This window comes from Pandoraea sp. PE-S2T-3 (assembly GCF_002179965.1).
GTDB lineage: Bacteria > Pseudomonadota > Gammaproteobacteria > Burkholderiales > Burkholderiaceae > Pandoraea.
The window spans coordinates 75,062-99,849 of sequence record NZ_NGUQ01000016.1 but is presented as its reverse complement, the minus strand read 5'-3'; the positions used below and the strand labels follow the sequence as shown (position 1 = coordinate 99,849).

25 protein-coding genes are annotated in these 24,788 nt (G+C 62.7%); 19 read left to right on the top strand and 6 right to left on the bottom strand.

Features of this window, described 5'->3' with window-relative positions; all coding sequences use genetic code 11:
* Positions 1-6: 6 nt before the first annotated feature.
* Complete coding sequence (fghA, locus tag CDV46_RS15455; RefSeq protein WP_087723459.1) at positions 7-861, bottom strand: S-formylglutathione hydrolase; 855 nt, start codon at positions 859-861, stop codon at positions 7-9.
* Between the two features lie 257 nt (positions 862-1,118).
* Here fghA and CDV46_RS15450 point away from each other — a divergent pair, with 257 nt between their 5' ends.
* The 8 genes from CDV46_RS15450 to CDV46_RS15415 all read left to right on the top strand — a co-directional run bounded on the left by CDV46_RS15450 (position 1,119) and on the right by CDV46_RS15415 (position 7,371).
* Positions 1,119-1,934 (top strand): helix-turn-helix domain-containing protein, encoded by an 816-nt coding sequence (locus tag CDV46_RS15450; RefSeq protein ID WP_087723457.1) that lies wholly within the window; start codon positions 1,119-1,121, stop codon positions 1,932-1,934.
* Positions 1,935-2,021: 87 nt separating this feature from the next.
* Positions 2,022-3,617, top strand: a complete 1,596-nt coding sequence (locus tag CDV46_RS15445) for a glycoside hydrolase family 18 protein (protein ID WP_254916072.1) — start codon at positions 2,022-2,024, stop codon at positions 3,615-3,617.
* A 2-nt stretch (positions 3,618-3,619) separates the two neighbouring features.
* Positions 3,620-3,838: a hypothetical protein gene (locus tag CDV46_RS15440; protein WP_087689151.1), complete on the top strand. Its 219-nt coding sequence runs from the start codon at positions 3,620-3,622 to the stop codon at positions 3,836-3,838.
* Between the two features lie 460 nt (positions 3,839-4,298).
* The gene (locus CDV46_RS15435) at positions 4,299-4,505 is read left to right on the top strand and encodes a hypothetical protein (protein ID WP_058379201.1); all 207 of its coding nucleotides are present in this window, start codon (positions 4,299-4,301) and stop codon (positions 4,503-4,505) included.
* Positions 4,506-4,621: 116 nt separating this feature from the next.
* Positions 4,622-4,810, top strand: coding sequence for a hypothetical protein (locus CDV46_RS15430; protein WP_058379202.1), 189 nt, complete (start codon positions 4,622-4,624; stop codon positions 4,808-4,810).
* A gap of 427 nt (positions 4,811-5,237) precedes the next feature.
* The gene (locus tag CDV46_RS15425; RefSeq protein WP_087689150.1) at positions 5,238-5,531 is read left to right on the top strand and encodes a hypothetical protein; all 294 of its coding nucleotides are present in this window, start codon (positions 5,238-5,240) and stop codon (positions 5,529-5,531) included.
* A 164-nt stretch (positions 5,532-5,695) separates the two neighbouring features.
* Positions 5,696-6,421: a GntR family transcriptional regulator gene (locus CDV46_RS15420; RefSeq protein ID WP_087689149.1), complete on the top strand. Its 726-nt coding sequence runs from the start codon at positions 5,696-5,698 to the stop codon at positions 6,419-6,421.
* A gap of 2 nt (positions 6,422-6,423) precedes the next feature.
* A complete protein-coding gene (locus tag CDV46_RS15415) occupies positions 6,424-7,371 on the top strand; it encodes an AEC family transporter (protein WP_087689148.1) in 948 nt (315 codons plus the stop codon).
* Between the two features lie 18 nt (positions 7,372-7,389).
* Here the strand turns inward: CDV46_RS15415 and CDV46_RS15410 are convergent, their stop codons facing one another.
* Positions 7,390-8,472, bottom strand: a complete 1,083-nt coding sequence (locus tag CDV46_RS15410; protein ID WP_058379206.1) for a GGDEF domain-containing protein — start codon at positions 8,470-8,472, stop codon at positions 7,390-7,392.
* A 209-nt stretch (positions 8,473-8,681) separates the two neighbouring features.
* Between CDV46_RS15410 and CDV46_RS26865 the strand changes: the two genes are divergently transcribed.
* The 4 genes from CDV46_RS26865 to CDV46_RS15390 all read left to right on the top strand — a co-directional run bounded on the left by CDV46_RS26865 (position 8,682) and on the right by CDV46_RS15390 (position 11,751).
* Positions 8,682-9,365: a hypothetical protein gene (locus CDV46_RS26865; protein WP_140413385.1), complete on the top strand. Its 684-nt coding sequence runs from the start codon at positions 8,682-8,684 to the stop codon at positions 9,363-9,365.
* A 205-nt stretch (positions 9,366-9,570) separates the two neighbouring features.
* Complete coding sequence (locus CDV46_RS15400; RefSeq protein ID WP_087723451.1) at positions 9,571-10,089, top strand: GNAT family N-acetyltransferase; 519 nt, start codon at positions 9,571-9,573, stop codon at positions 10,087-10,089.
* 302 nt (positions 10,090-10,391) lie between these two features.
* Positions 10,392-10,595, top strand: a complete 204-nt coding sequence (locus tag CDV46_RS15395) for a cold-shock protein (RefSeq protein ID WP_058379209.1) — start codon at positions 10,392-10,394, stop codon at positions 10,593-10,595.
* Between the two features lie 160 nt (positions 10,596-10,755).
* Complete coding sequence (locus tag CDV46_RS15390) at positions 10,756-11,751, top strand: glutathione S-transferase family protein (RefSeq protein ID WP_087723449.1); 996 nt, start codon at positions 10,756-10,758, stop codon at positions 11,749-11,751.
* Between the two features lie 79 nt (positions 11,752-11,830).
* Here the strand turns inward: CDV46_RS15390 and purT are convergent, their stop codons facing one another.
* Positions 11,831-13,033: a formate-dependent phosphoribosylglycinamide formyltransferase gene (purT, locus tag CDV46_RS15385; protein ID WP_087689144.1), complete on the bottom strand. Its 1,203-nt coding sequence runs from the start codon at positions 13,031-13,033 to the stop codon at positions 11,831-11,833.
* A 177-nt stretch (positions 13,034-13,210) separates the two neighbouring features.
* Complete coding sequence (locus tag CDV46_RS15380) at positions 13,211-13,885, bottom strand: TetR/AcrR family transcriptional regulator (RefSeq protein WP_087723447.1); 675 nt, start codon at positions 13,883-13,885, stop codon at positions 13,211-13,213.
* 136 nt (positions 13,886-14,021) lie between these two features.
* Here CDV46_RS15380 and CDV46_RS15375 point away from each other — a divergent pair, with 136 nt between their 5' ends.
* The 4 genes from CDV46_RS15375 (at position 14,022) to CDV46_RS15360 (ending at position 19,653) form a co-directional block, all read left to right on the top strand.
* Positions 14,022-14,963, top strand: a complete 942-nt coding sequence (locus tag CDV46_RS15375) for an SDR family NAD(P)-dependent oxidoreductase (protein ID WP_087723444.1) — start codon at positions 14,022-14,024, stop codon at positions 14,961-14,963.
* Between the two features lie 70 nt (positions 14,964-15,033).
* Positions 15,034-16,626 (top strand): flavin-containing monooxygenase, encoded by a 1,593-nt coding sequence (locus tag CDV46_RS15370; protein ID WP_087723476.1) that lies wholly within the window; start codon positions 15,034-15,036, stop codon positions 16,624-16,626.
* A gap of 87 nt (positions 16,627-16,713) precedes the next feature.
* Positions 16,714-17,760, top strand: a complete 1,047-nt coding sequence (locus tag CDV46_RS15365) for an alpha/beta fold hydrolase (protein ID WP_254916070.1) — start codon at positions 16,714-16,716, stop codon at positions 17,758-17,760.
* A 150-nt stretch (positions 17,761-17,910) separates the two neighbouring features.
* Entirely contained in the window at positions 17,911-19,653 is a 1,743-nt protein-coding gene (locus CDV46_RS15360; RefSeq protein ID WP_087723442.1) for an MBL fold metallo-hydrolase, read from the top strand.
* Positions 19,654-19,673: 20 nt separating this feature from the next.
* Here CDV46_RS15360 and CDV46_RS15355 read toward each other — a convergent pair whose 3' ends face one another.
* Positions 19,674-19,922: a hypothetical protein gene (locus CDV46_RS15355; RefSeq protein WP_058379215.1), complete on the bottom strand. Its 249-nt coding sequence runs from the start codon at positions 19,920-19,922 to the stop codon at positions 19,674-19,676.
* 62 nt (positions 19,923-19,984) lie between these two features.
* On the bottom strand, positions 19,985-20,242 hold the full coding sequence (locus CDV46_RS15350) for a DUF1488 family protein (RefSeq protein WP_087689139.1): 258 nt from the start codon (positions 20,240-20,242) through the stop codon (positions 19,985-19,987).
* A gap of 819 nt (positions 20,243-21,061) precedes the next feature.
* Here CDV46_RS15350 and CDV46_RS15345 point away from each other — a divergent pair.
* The 3 genes from CDV46_RS15345 (at position 21,062) to CDV46_RS15340 (ending at position 24,683) form a co-directional block, all read left to right on the top strand.
* Complete coding sequence (locus CDV46_RS15345) at positions 21,062-23,743, top strand: autotransporter family protein (protein WP_087723440.1); 2,682 nt, start codon at positions 21,062-21,064, stop codon at positions 23,741-23,743.
* Positions 23,744-24,160: 417 nt separating this feature from the next.
* Entirely contained in the window at positions 24,161-24,322 is a 162-nt protein-coding gene (locus CDV46_RS27160) for a hypothetical protein (protein ID WP_176399092.1), read from the top strand.
* Complete coding sequence (locus CDV46_RS15340) at positions 24,315-24,683, top strand: hypothetical protein (protein WP_087723439.1); 369 nt, start codon at positions 24,315-24,317, stop codon at positions 24,681-24,683. The genes CDV46_RS27160 and CDV46_RS15340 overlap by 8 nt, the downstream gene beginning before the upstream one ends.
* Positions 24,684-24,788 lie beyond the last annotated feature (105 nt).

Below are 24,788 nucleotides of genomic sequence, written 5' to 3'. Positions count from 1 at the left end.
GCCGGCTCAATACGCGCGCAAGTGCTCGGCGTGGTGCGTCAGGTGGTCGGCCATGAAGGTCTGGATGAAGTAGTAACCGTGGTCGTAACCGTTGTGCCGGCGCAAGTTCAGCGGCTGGCCGGCGTCGCGACAGGCACGCTCGAAGATGTCCGGATGCAGTTGCGCTTCGAGAAACTGGTCGTTCAACCCCTGATCGATCAGAATGCCGCCCGGGAATACCGCTTTCCCCGCCTTCGCCACCAGCTCGCTCGCGTCGTACTGACGCCACGTCTCGCGATCGCTGCCCAGATACCCCGTGAAGGCCTTCTCGCCCCACGGGCAGTGCATCGGTGCGGCGATAGGCGCGAACGCGGACACCGAGTGGAATTTATCCGGGTTACGCAATGCGATCGTCAGGGCCCCGTGACCGCCCATCGAGTGGCCGAAGATACCGACACGGCTCGCGTCGATCGGCAGCGTCTGCGTCACCAGCCCATACAACTCATCGACGACATAGCTGTACATGCGGTAATTCGTCGACCACGGTGCCTGCGTCGCATCCAGATAGAAACCTGCACCGGCGCCAAAGTCCCACGCATCCGTCTCGCCGGGCACACCCGCGCCGCGCGGGCTCGTATCCGGCGTGATCAGCGCGACGCCGTGCTCAGCGGCCAGCCACTGCGCGCCGCCCTTGATCATGAACGTCTCTTCGGTACACGTCAGACCGGCCAGATAAAACAACGCCGGCACGGCGCGGCCATCGCGTGCTTGCGGCGGAATGAACACCGAAAAGCGCATCGGCAGACCGATGGCCGTCGAGGCATGGCGGTAAAAGCGCTGCGCGCCGCCGAAACAACGGTGTTCGGCAATGAGTTCGAGCATGACGAGATCCGGGAGTCTTCAAATAGTCTGAAAAACCTGCAACGTCTTGGATGCAGCGTCGCCGCATAGGGCGAGACGAGTATCTTACCGCGCGGCGCCTGCGCGTGACGGTGTGCAGACCCTGTGAAAACGATGTGAAAGATCACCAAGGCACGCAGGGCACGTGGCCCGCGCACCTATGCCGCGCTTGCGGCCTTGTGACAGGCGATGACGCGTCGCTACGGTGAGCCTCCCTTTCTCGTCACAAGGAGCGCTCCATGCCGATGTCATCGTTCGACCTCGACGACGTCACCAATCTCGTGCAGCGTCAGGGCATCGCCGCCCGGCTCTCCGAACAGGAAAAGCGTCTGCTGGTGCTGCTGGCCACCCACGCCGGTACCTCGCTCGACAAGCGCGTGCTCATGGAAGCGCTGTGGGGACGCCGCGCGCAGTGGATGGAGGAGGCCGCGATCGTGCAACTGGTCTCGCGCCTGCGCCGCTCACTGGCTCCGCTCGGTCTGCAACGCGCCATCGTGACGGTGGCACGCGTCGGCTATCGGTTCGACCCGCCAGCGGGGGCAATACACACCGCGCAAACCGGGCAGACCACGAGCGCTTCGCCTGCGCTCGACGCGCTGCCACGGCACTGCGTCGCCCGTGAAGGACACGGCGAGGTGTCGCGCAACGGCATCGTCGTCCGGATTCCGCAGATCGAGTACCGCCTGTTGCGCGCCCTGCTCTCGCCACCACACGTCGTGCATGACAAACGTACGCTGATCGCGCGTCTTTGGCCTGACCGTCCGGATCAGGACGACACCAACCTCATGCAAGTGGTTTCCCGCCTGCGCCGCAAGCTCATTCCCCTCGATCTGCATCGCCAGATCGTGACCGTGCCACGCATGGGCTATCGCTTCGCGCCAAGCGCACCTACGCCGGCAACAGCGATCGATCAGCGCGGCGGCGCGCGTGCTTGCGATGGCGGGCATTGGCATACCCTGCGCCAGCGTCTGCGCCCGTGCCTTCATCAATGTCTCAGCCGCGTAAAGCGCTCGCTCACGTGGCTGACACGGCATTTGCGCTGGTACGGGCGGTGAGCGTGCCCGAGTCTGAATACGCCACAGCCGGCGCGGCAAGCGCCGCCCGGCGAAGGCCACTGTCCTTTCATTCTCAGGAGCCACACCATGTCTGACACCACTCGCAAGCCCCTTGCCCCGATGGCCACCGCTGCACCGGCGGCCCCGCTGACCGATACCGCTGCCGTCACCACCTCTCCCCTCGTCTATCCGGCTGACCCGTCGGGCGGCGCCACCGAAACCACCTACGCGCAAAACGGTTTCGACCCCGGCACCAGCACAACCCAACTGTCGTACACGTCGGCACGCGTCGCGCGCCCCGTCTACAACCGTTACGCCAAGAGCACGTTGCAGGTGTCGGGCTACTACACCGACTGGTCGCAATACGATGGCCGCCTTGACGGCGACTTCAGCAACGACGCGGCAGGACGCGGTGTCGACCTGATGCAGCTCGACCCGTTCGCCTACGACCGGTTGATCATCGGCTTCGCCGGCATCGTCGGCGATCAGGGAGAAAAGGCGCAGACGATCACCCGCGCCGCGACGGACTTTCAGCGCAACGCCGATCAGGCGACCTTCGTCGACAGTTGGGGCGACGTGCTCTCGTACCGCAATTGCGGCTTCGACGGCTGGGTGAGCAACGACGTGATGCCGATGTTCCTGCAAGCGCGTGCGCAAGGCGTGCTAGGTGGTCTGCGCCTGCTGCATGCCAAAAACCCGGCGCTCAAGCTGGCCATCGCCATCGGCGGATGGACGATGAGTCAGGCGTTCCACGGCATGGCCACCAGTGCGCCGCGACGCAAGACGTTTTGTGCGAGCGTGGTCGATCTGCTCAAGCGGTTTCCGATGTTCAGCGAGATCAACCTCGACTGGGAATATCCGGGCTCACCGGCCGATGACGGCAATACCTACGACGACACCGACGGGCCGAACTATGCCGCCCTCGTCGGCGATCTCAAGAAGGCGTTGGTGGCAGCGGGACGCAAGGACGTGGAGATTTCGATCGCGGCCTCGGCCAACGTCGCCGACATGGCGAAAGCCAATCTGCCCGGGCTCGTTGCGGCCGGCGTCACGCGCATCAATCTGATGACCTATGACTTCTTCGGCACCCCGTGGGCACCGGCGCTTGCGCATCACACCAACCTGCACGACACGGACCCAAGCGCCAGCGGTGCGTTCTCCATCGACCGCGCGGTGAACTGGCTGCGTCAGGCCAAGGTGCCGCTGGCGATGGTGCATATCGGCTACGCGGGGTACAGCCGCAACGCCTGTCAGGCACAGATCGGCAGCGTGGCACCGCTCTCGGGCACTTACACGCCGGGCAGCGACATCACCACCGGGACGTTCGAATCGGGCACGACCGAGTACTTCGACATGCTGTTCAACTATCTCGATCTCGAAAACGGCGGCGCGCGCAACGGCTTCTCGCTGTACACCGATACGGTGGCGGACGCCGACTTCCTGTTCAACCCGTCGAGCGGCTTGTTCCTGTCGCTCGACACCCCGCGCACGGTGAAGGCCAAGGGCGACTATGTCCGTCGTAATGGGCTGGGCGGCCTGTTCACCTGGACCATCGACCAGGACAACGGCGTGCTGGCCAACGCGGCGCACGAGGGGCTGGGCCAGAAGGTGGTGCTCTCGACGCTCGATATGCAGCCGTTCTATTTCAGCGGCAAAACGGTGCTCGACGAGACGGGAGGCTGACCATGGGTTTTCTCATTGCACGGCTGCTCGAACCGTCGACGTGGGCGGGCCTGACCGGACTGGCCGTCTCGCTCGGCACGTCGCCCGACGTGATGCACGAGATCGCGCAGGCGGGCGCGGCATTGGCGTCGCTCGCCGCTGTGGCGTTGCCGGAGCGCGCCCGGCGCGGCGTCCCGCAGAGGGCGCAGATGTCGCAGGATGAGGCGTCGCGGCAGCCCTAAGTCTCTGCGTGCACCGCGCTTTCGGGCGGGTTCGCGCGGATTCGGGCCGGCGATACCCCCTTTTTGGGGGCCGCCGGCCCGTGACGCTAAAAAGTTGTCACCATTTCTAAACTTTTGGCGGCAGGCGTCGCTATACGCTAAAGGGCTCCGTGTTCGTTGTTATGCCGCAGCAACGAACGATAAAAGCGATAAGTGCTTTCTTATCCGGCAGGAATGTTGTCATAATCGGCCGCTAAGATGCGCCTCGCATCGCGAATTGCAGGACATGCACCGAGCCCCCCGGCCAGAAAAGCAGTCAGGACCGTCAGTGGCAACAGAAGCCGTCTCGCCGTAAGCCGTGCCAGATCCAGAGATTGCAAGAAGATCGCAAGTGCGTTGCCGGCATATGCCGCGCGCCATAGACGATCCGAGCGATCGATAACACCGACCAGATGCAATTCATGTTTCACCCGGGGGCCTTATGAAGCTAATCCTGCTGGCGCTTGCCGCCTCGCTATTTACGCTCGTGATGATGGTTCAGGCGCGCAGCGAACCCGGCGACGCACCGATATCCGCCGTGCGTTCGCGCCCGGTCGGCATCAACGTCAACGAACGTGCCCCCACCCGCAAGGACATGGCGCTCTGGAGCGCCCGCCGCAAGATGCACGCGGTGCGTCAGGACGACTGAGCGCCACCTTCGCGCAAGCCAGTCTCGTCGCAGCAACATGCTGCGACGCACCAAATTTGGGCATCCTCGCCAGCCGTCCTATAGTGGAATGGCTTTCAGGCGAGGAGACAAGAACGATGCCCGTATTCCACTTCAATCTTTACGACCTGACGCTGTTCCTGCCCATGGCGGTTGCCGGTGCCCTGCTTGTCGGCGGCATCCCGGTCACCACCCGAGCGACGCGCTACAGTCTGCGCGCCGTGGGTGCCGTGGTCGGCGCCCTCGTCGGGCTGCTTGTCGTGCAGGCGCTGCCGGTACTCGTGTAGCCACACACGGCTTGGCGATCTTGGCCGACTTGGCCGACTTGGCGATAGCGGCCGGTAACGCCTGACGTTACCGGGTGTGGTGCCGTCGCCTTCGAATCTGGATAGTCATCCGGTCGTGATGACCGCAGCGGTCATCGCTTTGTCATTCCCGGCAACTACGCTGTGTCTGGCAACTCCGGTTGCGCTGTCACCCCTCTCTGTTGCGCCGCCGACCCGCTCGGCGGCATTTTTTTGCCGGCTTTTTGCCGCGCATTCTTGACGCTTGTCCAGCGGTGCAAATACCGGCGGCTCGCCCGGCGCTTTGCCCCGACAGGGACACACACATCGCCTACAATCACCGGAAGCACAACGTTGTGTGCGTGCTTTTGCGTGGACGACCGGCAACGCTTGCCGAATGTCGCGCACGGGCTCCGAAGGAGGCTCTCGCATGTCTGACGCGTTCTCCCACGCCTTTGCTGTCGTCATCAATCAGTACCGTTCACCGCGTCAGTACACCGTCTCGGTGGAACGGGCGAGCGAGATGATCGCGAAGAATATCGGCCTGTTTTCCGATGGCTTCGCCGGCGAAGCCCATCTGATCGTCGGCCTGTTCGAGCGCGAGGCCGACGCCTGGGCGCTCGCCCGCCGCCTGCAACGCACCCGTACGACCGTGCAGGCATTGCTGCAAACGCCATCGCACGCGGCCTCCATCGCCCCGCCCGAGCTCGATCCGAGCAAGTAATCCGCGCCTTCACGCACCGCCGTCATCTGCACGGTTTCAGGGTCAACCTTCCAAATTTTCATCTGCGTAGCGATTCACGTGACTCAAGATCCGCTCATCGGCGTAGAATTCGGAATTCCAGATATCACGAAAACGCCGACACCTTGTCGGCACTGGATTTCCTCATGTCGAACGCCCCGTCACCTGCCGACCCGCAAACTGCCCTCGCCCCGCTGGCGAGCAGCCCGGTCCTGATCGATCAGGTGTATTCGCGCCTGCGCGATGCCATCGCCGATCTCACGCTGCCGCCCGGTGAGCGTATCCGTCAGGCGGAACTGGCCGATTCGCTCGGGGTGTCGCGTCAGCCCGTGAGCCATGCATTGCAATTGCTCAAGCGCGACGGACTGGTCTGTGACAGCGGGCGTCAGGGGCTGGAAGTTGCCCCCATCGACGCCGCCCATCTGCGCCAGCTTTATCAGGTGCGTACGGCACTGGACGGTCTGGCGGCACGGCTGGCGGCCGGGCGCATGGCGGAAGGCACCTTAGGTGAGGACGAATTGCGCCGGTTGCACGATGCCGTGGCAGCCGGCATGGCCCTGACACATGGCACACCGGTCGCCCGGCAGGTACGCGTGGAAGTGGCATTCCATACCGCGCTGCATGACGCCTCGGGTAATCCGCTGATCGCGCAGACGGTTGCGCCGCAATGGCCGCACATCATGCGCGCGATGGCGGCGACGCTCGGCACGCTGCCTAAGCAGGAAGTCGTCTGGCACGAGCACGGTGAAATCGTCGCGCGCATCGCCGCAGGCGACCCGGCCGGTGCCGAGGCAGCCGCCCGCGAGCACACCGAAGCCGATGGCGGCAACGCCCGGCGCGAGTGGCTGATTCGACTCGCGGCGGAGCACTGATCATGCAAGCCGTCATCTCCGCGGCACTGCCCGTCTTCGGGTTGATTTTCGTGGGCTTTCTGTGTGCCCGCCGCGCGTGGCTCGGGCCATCGGCGCTCGACGCGCTGAATCGCTTCGTCGTCTACCTTGCGTTGCCTGCCGTGCTGTTCCAGTCGATGGCGCAGATCACGTGGGGCGAGCTGATCAATCCGGGGTTTCTGGGCGCATTTGGCGGAGGCATGGCAGCAACGTTCGCGTTGTCGTTTCTGCTCGATCGCACGGTCCGTGGACGGCTGACCGACGCCAGCATCGAAGGCATGGGTGCCGCCTATCCGAACGCCGGGTTCATGGGTCTGCCGTTGTGTCTGGTCGCGTTCGGCCCGGCCAGCGTACCGGCGGTGGTGGTCGCCATGTTGCTGACCGCGACCGTGCTGTTTGCGATCTCGATTGCGATTATCGAAACCGATCTGCAAACCACGCCTTCGTGGCGCCGCACGAGCGCTTTCGTCGCCCGCGCGTTGATTCGTAATCCGCTGGTGGTGTCGCCGTTTGTCGGCATGGCGTTTGCCGCGGCAGGTATCGCCCTGCCCGCGCCAGTGCTTCACTTCACGACGCTGCTCGGCGGCGCGGCGAGCCCTTGTGCGTTGGTGGCCATCGGCATGTTCCTCGCCCAGAATTCGGGCGGCGCCCGCGAGCCGCGCACGGCGCGCGCCGTTGGACGTCTGGTCGGGCTCAAGCTGATCTTTCAACCGGCCATTACGGCATTTCTCGCATTCCGGGTGTTCGATCTGCCGGCCATCTGGGCGCACAGTGCCCTGCTGCTCTCAGCCCTGCCGATCGGCACCGGGCCGTTCATGCTGGCGCAACTCTACGGACGCGAAGCCGCCGTGGCATCGCGCGCCATTCTGATCTCTACGGTGCTGTCGGTCGTGACGGTGTCGTTGCTGATCGGCTGGTTCAGCGTGCGCTGAGCGTCGTTCGCCCGGCACTCAGCGCAGCGTTGCCGGCGCCGCGACCATGACGCGGTCACGCCCCGCGCGCTTGGCAGCATAAAGTGCCGCATCGGCAGCACCGAGCAGGCGCATCGGCAAGGCCTCCGGATCGGCGCTGTCGCGCGGATCGATACTCGCCAGCCCGATCGAAATGGTGAGCGGCACCAGCGTACCGTCGTCGTCGGGCACTTCGAGACGCGCCACCGCGCGGCGAACGCGCTCTGCCACCGTACCCGCCCAGTTCTGCTCGGTCTGCACCAGCAGCGCGGCAAACTCTTCGCCACCGTAGCGCGCCAACGTATCCGTCACGCGCAGTTGTGCACGCATGCACGCGCTGGCGGCGCGCAACGCGCGGTCACCGGTCGCATGGCCGTGGCTGTCGTTCACGCGCTTGAAGTGATCGATGTCGATCAGCAGACACGCCAGCGGTGCGCCGTAACGCACGCCGCGAATCACCTCTTCGCGCAGGCGCTGATCGAAGTAGCGGCGATTCGACAAGCCGGTCAACGGATCGGTGAGCCCGATGCGCTTGAGCCGCTCGCGATTCCACATGTTCTCGAGACAGACCGCCACGACCGCGCCGAAACGCTCAAGGAAATCGGTGGCCATGTCGGGGGCGAAGCGCTTTGCATCGCGGCTGCCCAGCGCGATCACGCCGATGTAGCGGCCGTTGCGCGACAACGGGATGACCACCGCGCTGGCGGGTGCACGCGCCCCGAAGAGTGGCACGTGGCGCTCGCGCGGTGCGCCGATCCAGAGGCGTCCATCGCCGCAAATCGCCGCAAACGTGCCGGCATCCTGCGCGATACACAACCCGGAATCGAGGGCACGGACACCTTCGGCGGTGTCGATGAGATCGCGCAAGGTGTCGTCGATCTCGGCGAGCATCACGTGGACCCCCGAGAGATCGAAGTCGTGACGCAACCGGTTGAGCACCACCTCCAGAAACTGCCCGAAGTCGGGGGCGCCCATCAGGGCCAGTTCGATGTCCTGAAAACGTTTTAGCGAACGCTCATTGCGCTGCACAGTCGCCAGCAGCGCTTGCAAAGCATCGGGCGTTGGTGCCTGGTTGGTTGCCACTTGTGGTCTCGAAAGACGCGCGGCACTTCGCGGCCGCGTAGCGTGATTGCCCGGATTTGATATCGGCATTGTGCCGGGCATTGAGCCCTATAACGGCACTCACCTGTGAAATTTGAGGGTGTCAGGTATGAATTTTGACGCCCGCAAATTAAGTCGTGGCGCGGTTTTCCACACCCCTAGGGAAAATACCTACCCCGCGAGTCCCTCATGTGGCACCGCACAAAATTCTTGCGAGAGACGCGACACGGTGCCTTCGCGTCACGACGGACGGCCGACCGGCCATCTCGACAACGCTTTTTAGCGGCACTACAATCGCGCCCGCTCGTGTGCGGCGACGGTCACAAACACCGCCGGAATCCGGTCCTCGGCCGGCGCACAACAGACCGGCGTCACTTCACGTCACCGTGAACCACAGCCGGCAGAGCGGTCACGTCTTAACTTTCGATATCCCCACGGAGACACAGTTGTTTACGTCCTACCTGCGCGCTTCGCGCAAGGCGCTCGCCGCCATCACGTTCGCCGTCTTTGCGGCGTTCATCGCCACCACCCCGGCACACGCTGCCGACGCCGCCATCCGGCATCACACGCACAAGGCGAGCCAGCCGGCCAAGCACGCCAAATCGGCAAAATCAGCGAAACCGGCAAAAGCGAAGAAAACTGCCAAAGCCGCCAAAGCCAAGTCGGTGAAAACGGCGCGCGCGAAACCTTCCAAGATGAAGGCAATGCATGCGACAACCACGCAGGCGAAGTCGCATCGCAAAAACCAAGGCAAGGCGGCCGCCAGACAAGCCTCAGCCAAATCGCACACCGCCGCCGGCAAACGTGCCAGCGCCAAGTCCCGCACGCCGATGAAGACGGCCAGCCTGCGCAAACACAAAGTCGCCGCGTTATAGTCATCAGGCGGTGACGCCACGGACCCCGGACGCCACCCTCTCATTTTCGTGAGGTTGCATAGGGTGGTGACATGTCCATGACATTTCGGCGTACGCCGGCGCGCGTTGCGCCGGCGCGACAACCGATTTATTTCACTTCGTTTTTTTGGTGCGAAGCTAATTCTTGTTTTGCCCGATCCGACTCTCGGCATACGGGAAACATGGCATGACGGCGCCACGTATTTTGTGCGCCACGCCATCGGATGTGGAAGCGATTGCGGCACTTCACGCGCATAGCTGGCAGGCCACTTATGCACACGCCCTCCCCGCGGGTCCGCTACTCGCCCATCTGGCGCGCGAACATGCGTCGCTCTGGCGCGAGCGGCTGACGCGCGTCGACGACCCCGCGCTGCGCATCTGGAAAGCCTGCCCCGATCTGGACGACGGCCCGCTCGCGGGCTTCATCTGCGCCTTGTCGGGTGCCGACGGCATTCTGGTCGACAATCTCCACGTGGCCGCGCCGTGGCAGGGGCAAGGCATCGGGCAAGCGCTTTTCAGGCGCGTCAGAGCCTGGTCGAACGCGCTCGATCCCAGTGCGCCGCTTTATCTCTGGGTGTTGGCGCAGAACACGCGGGCGCGCCGGTTTTACGAACAACTTGGCGGTGCCGCCGGCCCGGTTCACCCCATCGCTGTCTCACCCGGCATTGAAGTTCCTGCATTGCGCTATATGTGGAAGTCGGGATAACGGGCGCAAACCATCCCGAAATGGAATACCTGGACGGACCGGTCGTCCGGTTGCTCCACGCACATGTCGCACTGCAACGAAAAATGGCTCGAGACTGGCGTAGATCAACAATCTAAAAGTTTCCCCGCTTGACACCTTCCCACCTTTCCCGTAAAAAAACGGGTGCATGAACGTTGTATGGCGAGTCTTGTGTTCATCTAATGTCGCCCTATGCGTCAACTCGGTTGTACCTGATCAGCTTTAATGTCATGCGCTCACTGAGCTTCTCGCTCGCTCATTTGAAAATTTTAAGGATTTAAGAAATGGCAACTGGTACCGTCAAGTGGTTTAACGACGCCAAGGGTTTCGGATTCATTACGCCGGACGAAGGTGGTGAAGATCTCTTCGCGCACTTCTCGGAAATCCAAGCAAAGGGCTTCAAGTCCCTGCAAGAAAACCAAAAGGTCACCTTCGAAGTGAAGATGGGACCGAAGGGCCGTCAAGCCAGCAACATCAATCCGGTCTAAGTGATTGATGTTCGGCTAAGCGATCGCTAACCCGATCGACGCGCCTCGGGCAGAACTTAACCGTCTGCCCGAACTGAAAACCCCGCTCTGGCGGGGTTTTTTCGTTGCGTGGCGGGTCACGCGGCTATGCTGACAACTCTCCCCACGCTGGAGGTATGAAATGGGCCTGCTGGTAGACGGCAAGTGGCACACCGACTGGTATGACACGCGCGCCACGGGCGGGCGCTTCGAGCGCCGCCCCACAACCTTTCGCCACTGGATCACCACCGATGGCGCACCGGCGCCGGATAGCGAAGGTACGTCCGGCTTTGCGGCCGCGCCGCAGCGCTATGTGCTGTATGTGAGCTATGCGTGCCCGTGGGCGCATCGCACGCTCATCATGCGCGCGCTGAAGGGGCTGGAAGCCATGATTCCCGTCGCCGTGGTGAACTGGCTGATGCTGGACGACGGCTGGACCTTCGCGCCGGGCCCCGGGGTCACAAGCGATCCGGTCAACCACGCCGCATTCCTGCGCGACGTGTATCTCGCGGCAGACGATCGCTTCTCCGGGCGCGTGACCGTCCCCTTGTTGTGGGACACCCTCACCCGCACCATCGTGAACAATGAGTCGTCGGAAATCCTGCGCATGTTCAACGGCGCTTTCGACGGGCTGGGCGCCATAGCAGGTGACTACTATCCGGAAGCGTTACGCAAGGAAATCGACACGCTCAATGCGCGTATCTACGACACGGTGAACAACGGCGTCTACAAGGCGGGGTTTGCGACGACGCAGGCGGCCTACGAGGAGGCTGTCACGCCGCTGTTCGAGACACTCGACATGCTGGAGCAGCGCCTCGCCAGCCGCCGCTTTCTGACGGGTGCGCGCATGACCGAAGCCGACATCAGGTTATTCACCACGCTCATCCGCTTTGATGCCGTCTACGTGGGGCACTTCAAGTGCAACGTGCGCCGCATCGCGGACTACCCGAATCTGTCGGCCTATACGCGCGACATCTACCAACAGCCCGGCGTTGCGGCGACCGTCAACTTCGATCACATCAAGCGTCACTACTACGAGAGCCATCGGACGATCAATCCGACGGGCATCGTACCGGTCGGACCGTTGCAGGATTTCGATGCGCCTCACGGCCGGGCGCAGATGGCCTGGATGGCCTGACAGGTGAGATGGCAGTGAGATCGTTGTCAGCCGCCCTCTGCGGCGGCCGACAACGGGATACAACTCGGGCCGGAGGCCCTCAGACGGCGCGCGGCTTCACGCGGCTGGCCGCTTCCAGCGCGTTGCGACGTGCGACGTCGAGGTCGTCGTCGTAAGCCAGCGCGACGCCCATACGGCGCTTCACGAAGCTCTCGGGTTTGCCGAACAGACGAATGTCGGTCTGCGGCACTTGCAGTGCCTGATCCACACCGTCGAACACGACACCCGTCGCGTCCACGCCGCCGTAGATCACTGCGCTCGCTCCCGGTGTCTTCAGCGTGGTGTTGACCGGCAGGCCGAGAATCGCGCGCGCATGCAGTTCGAATTCGTTCTGCCATTGCGTGATCATCGTCACCATGCCCGTGTCGTGCGGACGCGGGCTCACTTCGCTGAACCACACCTCGTCGCCCTTCACGAACAGCTCGACCCCGAAGAGTCCCTGCCCGCCCAGATTCTGGGTCACTTCGCGCGCGATCAGGCGAGCACGCTCCAGCGCGTTCACCGGCATCGGGTGCGGCTGCCAGCTCTCGACGTAATCGCCGCTCACCTGCTTGTGGCCGATCGGCGCACAGAAGTGGGTTTCGACCTGTCCGTCGGCGCCACGTGCACGCACGGTGAGCAACGTGATCTCGTAATCGAAGTCGATGAAACCTTCGACGATGATGCGGCCGTGGCTCACGCGGCCACCGGCCATGGCGTAGTCCCACGCGGCTTTCACATCATCGGGACCGTCGATCTTGCTTTGCCCCTTGCCCGAGCTGCTCATCACCGGCTTGACCACGCACGGATAGCCGATGCCGCCGTCGATCGCGGCCTGCAACTGTTCGAGCGAATCGCAGAACTGATAGGGGCTGGTCGGCAGGCCGAGCGTCTCGGCGGCCAGACGGCGAATGCCTTCGCGGTCCATCGTCAAACGGGCAGCGCGCGCCGTGGGCACGACATGGACGATGCCGTCGGCTTCGAGCGCTTCGAGCATCGGCGTGGCGATGGCTTCGATTTCCGGCACGACGAGGTCGGGCTTTTCGGCGAGGATGAGCGCCTTGAGCTGTTCCGGGTCGGTCATCGCAATCGTGCGCGCATGATGCGCGACCTGCTGCCCCGGCGCGTTTTCATAACGGTCGACGGCAATCGTCTCGACGCCGAGACGCTGCAACGCGATCAGGACTTCGCGGCCGAGTTCGCCAGCGCCCAACAACATGACCTTCGTCGCGCTCGGCGACAGCGGGGTTCCGATAGTGGTCATTTGCGACCCTTGATGAGTGAGGAAAAGGGATGCGTTGTCGCGCGCGAGCGCGCCAAACGCGAAAGACGTATTGTAGCGAGCGCCGCCATACCGAAGCTAGAAGCAGCGAGTAGGCGGCGGGAGGTCCGACGCGACGGGCGGGAAGCCGGACGTCCGTCGCCATCGCAGACCTGACACCTAGGCCAGCGCTCCGCGCAACACGCGGCGGCAACACGCGACCATGCGGGCCTCCGTGTCTTGATATCCGGTCAGCACCCATGCCGTCCCGGCGTTGGTCATGGCGCCAACGAGTGCCAGCCCGACAATGCGGGCGTCGGCCGCCGCGTCTTCACTGACCGGCGGCGGTGCGTCGGCCATGCCGATGATCAAGCGGGCAAATTCGAAGAGATAGCGCTGGTAAGTCGCGTCGGTTTCGGGGCTCACGCCCATCACCTCCAGCAGCAGCACGCGCGCGGCGTGAGCATCGCGCAAGAACGTGAAAAACGCGTGCAAGCCGGCGTCGAGTCGCGCGTCGAGTGTCGGCGCGCTGGTGGCTACGGCCGCCTGCAACTGACCGAGGAGTGACTGCGCGTGATGGGCATACGTCGCGCGCAGCAGATGCTCCATGCTCTCGAAGGCGGCATAGAAGTAACGGTCGTTGAGCTTCGCCAGACCGCACACCGAGCGCACCGTCGCACGCCGGAACCCCACCGTACCGAAAACCGCCGTGCCGGCGCCGATGAGCGCCATGCGCCGTGCCGCTTCCCGCTGGGCCTGCCCCACCCCGCCATAACGGCGGCCGGACGGCGCACGCGACGGTGCGGCGTCCTTGTTGTCCGATTCGAGTCCTTGTTCCATTTCGCTATTTGACATCACGAACGCTGAAAACTAAAGTGGTGACACGCATCACCAAATTATACGCAACGCGATGCGAGTGACAAATGACGAAATTTGGCGTCGTTTTGAAGTCACCGGACACGATCCGAATCCATAGATAGGAGACATTGGCATGAAGACGTTCACCGACAAGGTGGCGGCCATCACCGGTGCAGGCTCCGGCATGGGTCGCTCGCTCGCCCTGGAACTGGCGCGCCGAGGGGCGCATCTCGCGCTATCCGACATCGATGACGCCAGCGTCGCCTACACCGCTGCGGCCTGCCGCGATTTTGGCGTGCACGTGACCGCCCGGCGACTGGATGTGTCCGATCGCGAAGCCGTGTTCGCGTGGGCCAGCGACACGGCCGAGATGCACGGCAAGGTCAATTTCATTTTCAACAACGCCGGCGTCTCGCTGTCGGTGCCCGTCGCGACGGCGCGCCTCGAAGACGTCGAGTGGCTGATGAACATCAACTTCTGGGGTGTCGTGCACGGCACGCAGGCGTTCCTGCCTTACCTCGCCGCCTCGGGCGAAGGTCACGTCGTAAACACGTCGAGCCTGTTCGGCATCGTCGCCATGCCGACGCAGTCGGCCTATAACGCCAGCAAGTTTGCCGTGCGTGGCTTCACCGAAGCGTTGCGCATGGAGCTCGATCTCGCCGGGTCTCCCGTAAGCGCGACATGCGTTCACCCGGGGGGGGTGGCAACGAATATCGTGCACACCTCGCGCATCGACGACAGCATCACGACGCTGACCGGCATGGACGCCCAGACGCACCGCCGTCGCGCCAACAAGCTGATTGACGTGACGAGTGCCGATGCGGCTGCCCGGCAGATTCTCGCAGGGGTCTCTCACAACGCCAGACGCGTACTCGTGGGTGCCGATGCCCGCCGCGTCGACAAGCTGGCACGTCTGCTGGGCGGGAGCTATCAGGCGCTGGTCGTGTGGTTTTACCGACGCACGGCCGTCGCGCGCAAGCCCGCGGCTTCAACGGCTTCTGCATCGACCCCTACATCTTCGACGGCCTCGAACGCCGACGCGGCGCGCGGCACTTCGGCAGGCGCCTCCGACTAAGGCCACGGGCAGCAGACGCCGCCCGATACGAATGATCGAAGCTACAGAACAGCACCCGACGGACTCCGCCATGACCGCTACCCGCACCGCTTCCGCATCGAACACATCGAACACGCCGACCGATATCGCCAGCGTGGCCACCGATCTCGACGTCGTCGTCATCGGTGCAGGCATCTCGGGTATCTCTGCGGCGCACTACCTCCGCGAGCGCTGCCCCGGCACGCGCTTCGCGATGCTTGAAGCCCGGCAGTCGCTGGGCGGCACGTGGGACCTGTTCCGCTATCCCGGCGTGCGCTCCGACTCCGACATGTTCACGCTCGGCTTCAGCTTCCGGCCGTGGAACAGCAATCAGGCCATCGCCGACGGCGGCAAGATTCTCGACTATCTCAAAGACACCGCGCACGCCGAAGGACTCGACGGCCTGATTCGCTACGGTCACAAGTTGCGTGAGGCGCGATGGGATTCGGGCATCGCGCGCTGGACGCTCGACATCGAGCGCACCTACCCCGACGGCCGCCAAGAGACGCAGCCACTGACCTGCCGCTTTCTCTTCATGTGCAGCGGGTACTACGCGTACGACGCCGGTCACTCGCCCACATGGCCCGGCATGGATGACTTCACCGGCAAACTGGTTCACCCACAACACTGGCCGGCGAATCTCGATTACCGCGACAAGCGCGTGGTCATCATCGGCAGCGGTGCCACTGCCGTGACGCTGCTGCCGAACATGGCAACGAGTGCCGCCCACGTCACGATGCTGCAACGCTCACCCAGCTACATCCTGTCGATGCCGTCACGCGACGGCGTGGCCGAACGGTTGCGTGCGCTGCTGCCTGCGGGACTGGCCCATCGCATCGTTCGCATGAAAAACGTGCTGGTGACGCTCGGCTTCTACAACGCCGCGCGCCGATGGCCGAACGCGATACGGCGCGTATTGATCAAGCGCGCGGCGCGTCAGGCGCTGGGGCACGTGGATGTCGCGCGCGATCTCTCGCCGCGTTACAACCCGTGGGATCAACGGCTCTGTCTCGCGCCCGGCGGCGACATTTTCAAAGCGCTGCGCAGCGGCCGTGCCGCCATCGTGACCGATGAAATCGCATCGTTCACGCCGACAGGGCTTGCCCTCAAGAGCGGCCAAACGCTCGATGCGGACATTGTGGTGACGGCGACCGGACTGCGCGTGCAACTGATGGGCGGTGCGAAATTGTTCGTCGACGGCGAGCCGATCGCGCTGGCCGACACCGTCTCGTACAAGGGCATGATGTACAGCGGCGTGCCCAATCTGGCATCGATTTTCGGTTACACGAATGCGTCGTGGACGTTGAAAGCGGAGTTGATCGCGCAGTACGTCTGCCGTCTCGTCAATCACATGAACAAGCATGGCTACGACACGTGCGTGCCCCGGCTACGCCCGCACGAGCATGCCGAATTGCCGGCGATCGGGCTCACTTCCGGCTACATTCAGCGAGCCGCCGGTGAATTGCCGAAGCAAGGGGGCCGCAAGCCGTGGGTGTTCTATCAGAGCTACTTCCGTGACGTGCGCCTGATGCGCTGGGGCCGCGTCGACGACGGGGCCATGCGCTTCGAGCGACGCGCCACACGTGAGGTCGATACCCCGCAAGTTGCTGACTTGCCGAGTGGCATGAAAGCGGCGTCGCGTTAGACGCACGGCATCGTTGACATCCATCGACGGCATGTTCGACATCGACACCATCGACATGCGTGAACTTCCCCTCCACGGCACGGCCTCATGACCGCATTCAACTCACTGCCCGACATCATGCTCATTGCCTACTTGCTCGGTTGTCTCGTGATCGCCTTCGCCGTGATCGTGCTGGTGCTCGTGCGCTTCACCCAGCGCGTGGCCAAACGCGCCGAGGCCGCTGTGCCGCCGGACGGTCAGTTTCTGGACATGGATGGCGAACGTCTGCACTACGTCGATTTCGGCAGCGGGCCGGCGGTCGTGTTCGTGCATGGCCTGTGTGGTCAGCTACGTAACTTCGCGTACCTGCCCCTCGCCGAGATGTCACGGACGCATCGGGTGATCCTGATCGACCGGCCGGGCTCTGGTTACTCGACACGGTCACCGGACAGCGACGGCAACATCGCGGCGCAGGCGGCGGTCGTCGCGAGACTCATCACGACACTGGGGCTTGAGCGCCCGCTCGTCGTCGGTCACTCGCTCGGCGGTGCCGTCGCACTGACGCTGGCCCTCAACCACGGCGAGCAAGTCGGTGCGCTGGCGTTGATCGCACCGCTCACGCAACCGGTGTCCCAGCCGCCCAAGGCGTTTCGTGCGCTGGCGGTACGCAGCGCATGGTGGCGCCGCTGGATCGGCCGTACGCTGGCCGTGCCGGTCGGCATGATGACCGGCCGCACGACACTCACTTACGTGTTCGGTCCTGAAGATGCGCCGAAAGACTTCCTGATCCGTGGCGGCGGCGCACTGGGTTTCCGCCCGGGCAATTTCTACGCGGCCTCGGTCGACATGCTCGCTGCCGAGCGCGATATGCCCGGTATCAGCGCACGCTACGGCTCGCTGAGCGTGCCCGTCGACGTGCTGTACGGCCGCAGTGACCGGATTCTCGACTACCGCGTGCACGGCGAAGGCTTGCCGCGCGGCTACGCGGCGGCGCGACTGACGTTGATCGATGGCGGGCACATGCTCCCCGTCACACAACCCGAGACCACGATGCAGTGGCTGCAAGCAGTCGCGGCGCGTGCACACGGCGCAGCGAGCGCGGCGTCATCCGCACCGGCAACGGTGTCCACGCACGCTGCGAACGACGCGGCGTGACGTTGCGCAGCGGCTGTCGAATGGTTGTCGAATAGTCACGGATTGCCCACGAAGTCAGACAAACGAGACGCACCGGGTCAGGTGCGTCGACGCTTCCGATGGCACACTAGGGGCTTCGCGACTCCGCTTGGCCTATGCGCCGGCAGCGCCATGTCCGTCATCACCGATTCGCGCCCGTCTGCCCCGTCCCTGCGTCAAGCAGCGAGTCTCGTCGTGCTGCGCGCGCGACCGAGTGGCATGGAAGTCCTGCTGCTGCGCCGTGCCGTGCGCGCCAACGATTTCAGTTCCGACGCCTATGTTTTCCCCGGCGGGGTCGTGGATGCTGCCGACCGGCACGCGCATGCCGCGTGCTACGGGCTCGACGATGCGGCGGCGAGTGATCGCCTGCATCTGCCCGAAGGTGGACTCGACTACTACATCGCCGCGATTCGCGAATGCTTTGAAGAGACCGGTGTTTTGTTTGCGGATGTTGTGAGCGGTGATGTCGGAAGCCTCGCGGACGACGCGGTCGCTGACGACAGTGCGAATAACCGTGCCGGCGCACCGATCGACAGCGCCCGCTTGACGGCCATTCGCGCGCATCGCGAAGCGCTTCATGACGCGGCAATCGATCTGACGTCCCTCTGCCGAACGTTCGACATACGACTGGCACCGGCCCGGTTGCATTATCTGAGCCACTGGGTGACGCCGCTTGCGTTACCGAAGCGTTTCGACACCCGCTTCTTTCTCGCGGTGTTGCCGGACGGGCAACAGGCCGAAGTCGATCAAGTGGAGACGGCAGCGCACCGCTGGATGCGCCCCGCCTATGCGTTTGCCCACGCCGAGCAACTGCGCTTGTTGCCGCCGACGCGCAAGCTTCTGCAATGGCTCGACGGCATGGGCGATGTCGACACCGCCGTCGCCGCGGCGCAGGCGCTGACCGAGGTGCCGCGCATTCAGCCGCGGCTGGCCGAAGGCAAGCGGGGCCGCTGGCCCGTGACACCCGACGAACCCGCGTGGGCCGAGTTGTCGCTGACCGATCCGCAGGAACAAGGCACGGGCAGCTACGACATCGTGCCGGGACGCGTGATCGGGCTCATGCCCGGCGTCCTGCGGGTGAGCGCCCCGAATCCGGGGATGATGACGGGCCCCGGCACGAACACGTACCTCATCGGAGGCGGCGCAGCCAACACGTGGGCCGTCATCGATCCGGGTCCTGACGATCCGTCGCATATCGACGCGATTTTGCGGGCGGCGCCGGGTGACATCCGGCAGATTTTCGTCACGCATACCCATCGCGATCATTCGCCGGCTGCCCGTACGCTCGCGGCGCGCACGGGGGCAACGACATACGGGATGCCTGCGCAGCATGAGGAAGGTCAGGATCTGACGTTTGTGCCGGACGTCATGCTGGCGGACGGCGATGCGGTGGTGTTACCCGATGGGCGCACGCTGCGTGCCATTCATACCCCGGGACACGCGGCCAACCATCTCTGCTATGCGCTCGACGAGGCAAAGCTCGTTTTCACCGGCGATCACGTCATGCAGGGCTCGACGGTTGTCATCAATCCGCCTGACGGGCATATGGCGACGTATCTGCGGTCGCTGGAAAAGCTGGCGGCGCTCGCGCCCGCGTGGCTGGCACCGGGGCATGGCTTCGTCATGGATCAACCGGCACGGCGCATTGCGCGGCTGGTCGCCCATCGGCTTCAGCGCGAAGCACGCGTGCTCGACGCGCTTCGCAAGCACGGACCGGCGACGATCGAGGCGCTGACCCCGATCGTGTACGACGATGTGCCGGCCGTGCGCCATGCCGTGGCGCGGCGTTCGCTGCGCGCGCATCTGGAGAAACTCGCGGAAGACTGCCTCGCGGTGCGTCAAGACGAGGGGCTTTGGGCGGCTACCGACGCCTGAAAACGCCCGGCAATTTCGGCTCAGTCGTCACCGTCGCCGAGCAACTCGTCGACGATGCGCTCCCCGGCTTTGCGACCGGCCATTTCAGCGTCGACACGATTGTCCCGATGGCCATCGGGCGAGCGCACTTCCGGCCCCTCCGGCTTCCCGTGCCGTGAGACTTGCACCAGATAGTCCCAAGGACCGGCGTACTCGTTCTGAAACGCCTTGACGCGAATGGCATAGCCGGCGCGATATTCGTACATCTGCTCGTGGGAGGCATAGCTCATGACGGACTCCGGTGCTTGACGTCGAATGACGTCGTGTGACGTCGTGGCGGGATGCGTGCCGATCAGCCAGTGGCGCGCAGGATGACGGGTTCGGATTGAGCGCCGCCGGAAATTTCGGCAACGGCCAGCGCGACGATGGCATCTTCGTGCTCGACGAATTGATCGAAGAGCGCCTCCCCGGCCGCGTCACTACCCGCGAGCTGATTCAGTGCGGCGCGCTCGATCAGGCAGGTCCAGACCCTGCCGTCCACATTGAGGTAAAAGCGCACCGACCGGTCATCATCGACAAGTCCAATGCCGCCGTGCAACGTCGCGCCCATCGCACTTCTCCCATTCGCGGATACTGCTCAATCGTCAAATTCTGACAAAAAATGCTATCACTTTCGGATTGCGTTCGTATTTTTTCCCTATCAAAACTGGCAGCATAAAAAAACCCGCCTGAGAGAGGCGGGCTGAGAAAACCGGAACGCACGGGGCACCATGACTATCCCGGGAAGACAGGGTCATGAAAACATGACGAATTCATTATGCGTCGCGTCGCGGTCGTCGAGAGCGGTGTGCGAGCAGGGAATTAGATCTGGATCAAGTACGACGTCGAGTTCTGCGAAGTATTTCGCGCTTCGAAACAAATATTCGAATGCGACGACAACGACAAAACTATCGGATGGATTCCCCGGATGGGGGTAATAGCAGGGATCTAAAACGATGAACTACAAGGGGATTTTGGGGTGACCGATGGGACTCGAACCCACGACGACTGGAATCACAATCCAATCACCAAACCCTAATTTTTCCTTTATTTTCATATAGTTGAGCATCCCGATTTGTCAATTCCAGCAACCACGACGGCAACGGTGCGACAAGGCTTTCCGGGCGGTCGTTGACAAAAATCGGGCTCCATTTTCGGTGTTCCCCACCTCCCCTCATGCGGTGATCTTCGGGCGAGGTTCCGCAGATTTTGAGCACACTCTCGTTGCGGGGCCCCGGCGACAGAATCTCGGCGGATCTGACCCGATTGCTAGATCTTCGAGACATTCGTTTCGCCGGCACAACAGCATTTGATATTGAAGCGCTAACCGCTTAAGGTCTATCCACGGGATTTCTTCTATATCCGGGAACACCGTCTTGGGAGCGCTCCAATGAATGCCGCAACGCATGTGAGCCGGACTTGCCCTGTTCCCCTAAAGCCAATCTTTGTCGCCCTCTCCCTGTGTGCCGTTAGCCACGCGCAAGCTGCTTGTGACAACCTGAATCCGGCAAGCAACACCACCGTCACCTGCACAGGATCTGGCGGCGCGGTCCTTGCGCAAAGCGGCGGCACCAACGTTACTGTCAACGTCACCCCCGGGAGCACAGTCTCTCTCGTTCGCGGCACACCCGGCTTAGCGATCATCTCCGTCGACACCTCCAGCACGATTTCCAATTCGGGTACGGTCAGCCTCTCCGGTTCGTCATCAACCGGCCGCGGCGCGGCGCTCCTTGGCCAGAACGACCGCAACGCACTGATCAATACCTCTTCGGGGACCATCACCACAAGCGGTGCAAACAACGACGGCATGGCCTTGAATGGAAACAACGGTTCGATCACGAATAACGGGACGATTTCGCTATCGGGCCCCAACTCGTATGGCATGACCGCTTCGTGGGGCCTAGCGACGGCTCTCGGACAGTTCACGACGTTTGTAAACACCGGAACGATTACGGCCACTGGGTCTAGCAGCCGCGCGATTAGCGCCACTGGGGGACAGAGCACCATCACCAATACCGGGACGCTGCTTACGACCGGAGGCACCGCATCGGGCCGATCGTTTACGGTGTACATGCAGGGCAACAACATCACCTTCACAAACAGCGGTTACGTCGAAGCCCGAGGCATTAACAGCGATGCCGTAGTGTCAAATACAGGGGGGGGATTCACCGGAACGATCGTTAACCAAGCTGGCGGACAGATCATCAGCCAACAGGGATTTGGCGTGCGCACCGTCAACGGAACGATCTCTATCACCAATGCCGGGCTGATTCAAAGCAACGCCGGAACGGCAATTGCGATGAACCCGGCGGCTCGGTCCAACACCCTCACCTTACAGACGGGCTCTCAGATCATTGGCACTGCGGACGGTGGGTCGAGCGCAGTCAGTACATTGATTCTTCAGGGCACCGGCACCGCTAGCAACGCGTTCGTGAACTTCGGCACCCTGCTCGCTCAAGGCGACAACTGGACATGGAGTGGCAGCGGCAACTTCAACAACGCCCAGTTGCAGACCGGCACGTTCAACCTCACCGGCACGCTCGGCGGCGCGACGACGACGGTGGCCTCTGGCGCAACCCTTATTGGCACTGGGACGCTCACGGGCAACGTCACAAACCAGGGCACCGTTCACCCAGGGGACGGCAGTGGCAATGGCACGGTGACTATTGTCGGCAACTACACCGGGCAGAACGGCACCCTGAAAGTTGACTCTGTACTTGGCAACGACAGTTCGCGTGTCGCCCCTCTCACTGTGAGCGGCGGCACGATCAACGGCAACACATCGGTTGCCGTCAATAATCTTAGCGGGCTCGGCAACCTGACCACGGGCAACGGAATTCCGGTGGTGCAGGCCGTCAGCGGCGCGACATCGACTGCGTCAGCCTTCGCGCTCGGCTCCTCGGTGAGTGCCGGCGCCTACACCTATTACTTGTATAAGGGTGGCACGACGGCCGACAGCACGAACAGTTGGTATCTCCGCTCGACGGTTGCTGCCCCCGTTGAGGTGACCGTCACAGATCCGGTCACCGGAGAGCCGGAAGTCGAAATCCTGACGCCCACGCCAGGTATCGGAACACCGCCAACCGCGACGCTCCAGCCCGGCGACGACCCGCTCCCCATCTATCGGATCGAGGTGCCCGTCTACTCGATGATGCCGGAGCTAGGCAGAACCGCAGGCTTCGCCCAATTGGCCACATTCCACGAACGGCAGGGCCAGCAGGGATTGCTTGATGAGCGTGGCTGGCTGACCGATGGCTGGGCTCGCGTGTGGGGGCAGACTGAGCAATTGCGTACGAAAGGCGATGTCACCCCTCAGTTTGACGGCAACATTGGCGGCATTCAGATCGGGCACGACGTCTTTGCGAGTCGCAGCGATTCGGGCCACGGCGACCATGTGGGGATTCTCGGCGGGTGGACACGTGCTTCGGGTGATGTTCAGGGTCTCGCACTCGGTATGCCTGATACGCACGCCGGATCTCTCGGGCTGGACATGTACAGCGCTGGTCTCTACTGGACTCACGTCATGCCCGGTGGTGCTTACACGGACGCTATCTTCTTGGCATCGTCGATGCAATATCAGGCAAAGCCATTGAGCGGCCTCAACCGGAACGTCAACGGCAAGGGCTTGGCCGCGTCGCTGGAGACGGGGTGGCCGATTCACCTATCGGAGACGTTAGCGCTCGAGCCACAGGCGCAGATCATCTGGCAAAGACAGAGCATTGACGATTTCAACGATGGAATTTCCACCGTAGCGTTCAACAACGTCAACAGCCTGATGGCGCGTATTGGCGCGAGACTGGAAGCTAACTACGACGGCGCGCGCGGGCTGCTCCGCCCTTACCTGCTCTTCAATCTCATCCACAGCTTCGGTAACGATGGTCGCGTTCTGTTTGGAGGCAACACACCGGTGGTGAGCAACTCCAACAGCACAGCCGCCCAGTTCGGCATCGGCGTCGCCGGCCGCTTCAACAAAGCAGCGAGCGTGTATGCCACGCTCGCCTACTTGACCCAGCTTGACGCAACGCGACAGCAGTCGGTGTCTGCCACGCTTGGTCTGCGATGGACGTGGTGATCTGACGTACGATATCCCACAGTCAAAGAGGTAGGCATTGCTTCTACCAGCACCGAAATTGGATACGCACGTACACGGACTCGACGCCAGAAATGTCGAAAGAAGCCTAGGAAATTAGGAAAGCGCCAACAGTCCGCTCAAGCGAGCTATCTCCTTTGGTCGGGAAGACGAGACTCGCCCCTGTCAATGCTTATACGTCGCGGTTTCGGCTGATACATTGGCACAATCCGGGAATTCAGGCGAGTTGTGGCAAGGGAACGGCCAATGACGACTCTTGACCAGAATGTGACTTGAGCCCGACGGTGGCGTATAGCTGAAACTAGACACATCCCGGGCATGTCCCCGCTCGATGACACGTAGCCCTCTCTATGGCAAAGCAGCTAGAATGCGTCTGCAAAACACACGGAGATATAAAAAATGCTTGAGTTTTTAGTGAGACTTTTTAGCATGGTGAAGCGGCTTTGGAATAATCTTCCAGAGTCTGCCCAAGAAGCAATTATCAAGGCAGTGGTAGATAGCTTCGAGGCAACGTTCCGCGCTTTCTTCCAGGCAAATAAGGTAGAAAAATCCAATGCTTAACGCCAAATCAAATCAACCTACCATTGAAAACTCTACCGCCGAAGACAGCAAGAATAAGAGTTTCAAGGAGTTCTTGAACTCTCAACAAGGAACGGCTGCCTTTCAGGGTACGGCACTCGCACTAAAAAGCAACATGACCACCGCCGTCGCGAGAATCAACGATGCCACTTCAATTTTCATTGGGAATGAAGCGGAGCAAAACTTTGCTCAGGCCGTAAACGAGATCGTGCAAAGTGATGCATTCACAGACGAACTAAGCCAATCGATTGGCATCCCGTTGCCCGAGGAAACAGAAGACCAATTCGTTGCTCGAGCCAAGGCGAAGATGACCGACTTTCTGAGAAAAAAGCTTTCGAAGTAGCGAAGAAAGCACCACCCAACGGACGGCCATCCCCCCTACCTTAGTCGATCAAACAGATCGTGACTAGTCAAGAGCAACTTCTCTCGTAACGAACAAACCTCTTGG

Excerpts from the sequence above, each read along its gene's own strand:
- fghA (WP_087723459.1), bottom strand. The coding sequence starts at position 861 with ATGCTCGAACTCATTGCCGAACACCGTTGTTTCGGCGGCGCGCAGCGC.
- CDV46_RS15450 (WP_087723457.1), top strand. The coding sequence starts at position 1,119 with ATGCCGATGTCATCGTTCGACCTCGACGACGTCACCAATCTCGTGCAG.
- CDV46_RS15445 (WP_254916072.1), top strand. The coding sequence starts at position 2,022 with ATGTCTGACACCACTCGCAAGCCCCTTGCCCCGATGGCCACCGCTGCA.
- CDV46_RS15440 (WP_087689151.1), top strand. The coding sequence starts at position 3,620 with ATGGGTTTTCTCATTGCACGGCTGCTCGAACCGTCGACGTGGGCGGGC.
- CDV46_RS15435 (WP_058379201.1), top strand. The coding sequence starts at position 4,299 with ATGAAGCTAATCCTGCTGGCGCTTGCCGCCTCGCTATTTACGCTCGTG.
- CDV46_RS15430 (WP_058379202.1), top strand. The coding sequence starts at position 4,622 with ATGCCCGTATTCCACTTCAATCTTTACGACCTGACGCTGTTCCTGCCC.
- CDV46_RS15425 (WP_087689150.1), top strand. The coding sequence starts at position 5,238 with ATGTCTGACGCGTTCTCCCACGCCTTTGCTGTCGTCATCAATCAGTAC.
- CDV46_RS15420 (WP_087689149.1), top strand. The coding sequence starts at position 5,696 with ATGTCGAACGCCCCGTCACCTGCCGACCCGCAAACTGCCCTCGCCCCG.
- CDV46_RS15415 (WP_087689148.1), top strand. The coding sequence starts at position 6,424 with ATGCAAGCCGTCATCTCCGCGGCACTGCCCGTCTTCGGGTTGATTTTC.
- CDV46_RS15400 (WP_087723451.1), top strand. The coding sequence starts at position 9,571 with ATGACGGCGCCACGTATTTTGTGCGCCACGCCATCGGATGTGGAAGCG.
- CDV46_RS15395 (WP_058379209.1), top strand. The coding sequence starts at position 10,392 with ATGGCAACTGGTACCGTCAAGTGGTTTAACGACGCCAAGGGTTTCGGA.
- CDV46_RS15390 (WP_087723449.1), top strand. The coding sequence starts at position 10,756 with ATGGGCCTGCTGGTAGACGGCAAGTGGCACACCGACTGGTATGACACG.
- purT (WP_087689144.1), bottom strand. The coding sequence starts at position 13,033 with ATGACCACTATCGGAACCCCGCTGTCGCCGAGCGCGACGAAGGTCATG.
- CDV46_RS15380 (WP_087723447.1), bottom strand. The coding sequence starts at position 13,885 with ATGTCAAATAGCGAAATGGAACAAGGACTCGAATCGGACAACAAGGAC.
- CDV46_RS15375 (WP_087723444.1), top strand. The coding sequence starts at position 14,022 with ATGAAGACGTTCACCGACAAGGTGGCGGCCATCACCGGTGCAGGCTCC.
- CDV46_RS15370 (WP_087723476.1), top strand. The coding sequence starts at position 15,034 with ATGACCGCTACCCGCACCGCTTCCGCATCGAACACATCGAACACGCCG.
- CDV46_RS15365 (WP_254916070.1), top strand. The coding sequence starts at position 16,714 with ATGACCGCATTCAACTCACTGCCCGACATCATGCTCATTGCCTACTTG.
- CDV46_RS15360 (WP_087723442.1), top strand. The coding sequence starts at position 17,911 with ATGTCCGTCATCACCGATTCGCGCCCGTCTGCCCCGTCCCTGCGTCAA.
- CDV46_RS15355 (WP_058379215.1), bottom strand. The coding sequence starts at position 19,922 with ATGAGCTATGCCTCCCACGAGCAGATGTACGAATATCGCGCCGGCTAT.
- CDV46_RS15350 (WP_087689139.1), bottom strand. The coding sequence starts at position 20,242 with ATGGGCGCGACGTTGCACGGCGGCATTGGACTTGTCGATGATGACCGG.
- CDV46_RS15345 (WP_087723440.1), top strand. The coding sequence starts at position 21,062 with ATGAATGCCGCAACGCATGTGAGCCGGACTTGCCCTGTTCCCCTAAAG.
- CDV46_RS27160 (WP_176399092.1), top strand. The coding sequence starts at position 24,161 with ATGCTTGAGTTTTTAGTGAGACTTTTTAGCATGGTGAAGCGGCTTTGG.
- CDV46_RS15340 (WP_087723439.1), top strand. The coding sequence starts at position 24,315 with ATGCTTAACGCCAAATCAAATCAACCTACCATTGAAAACTCTACCGCC.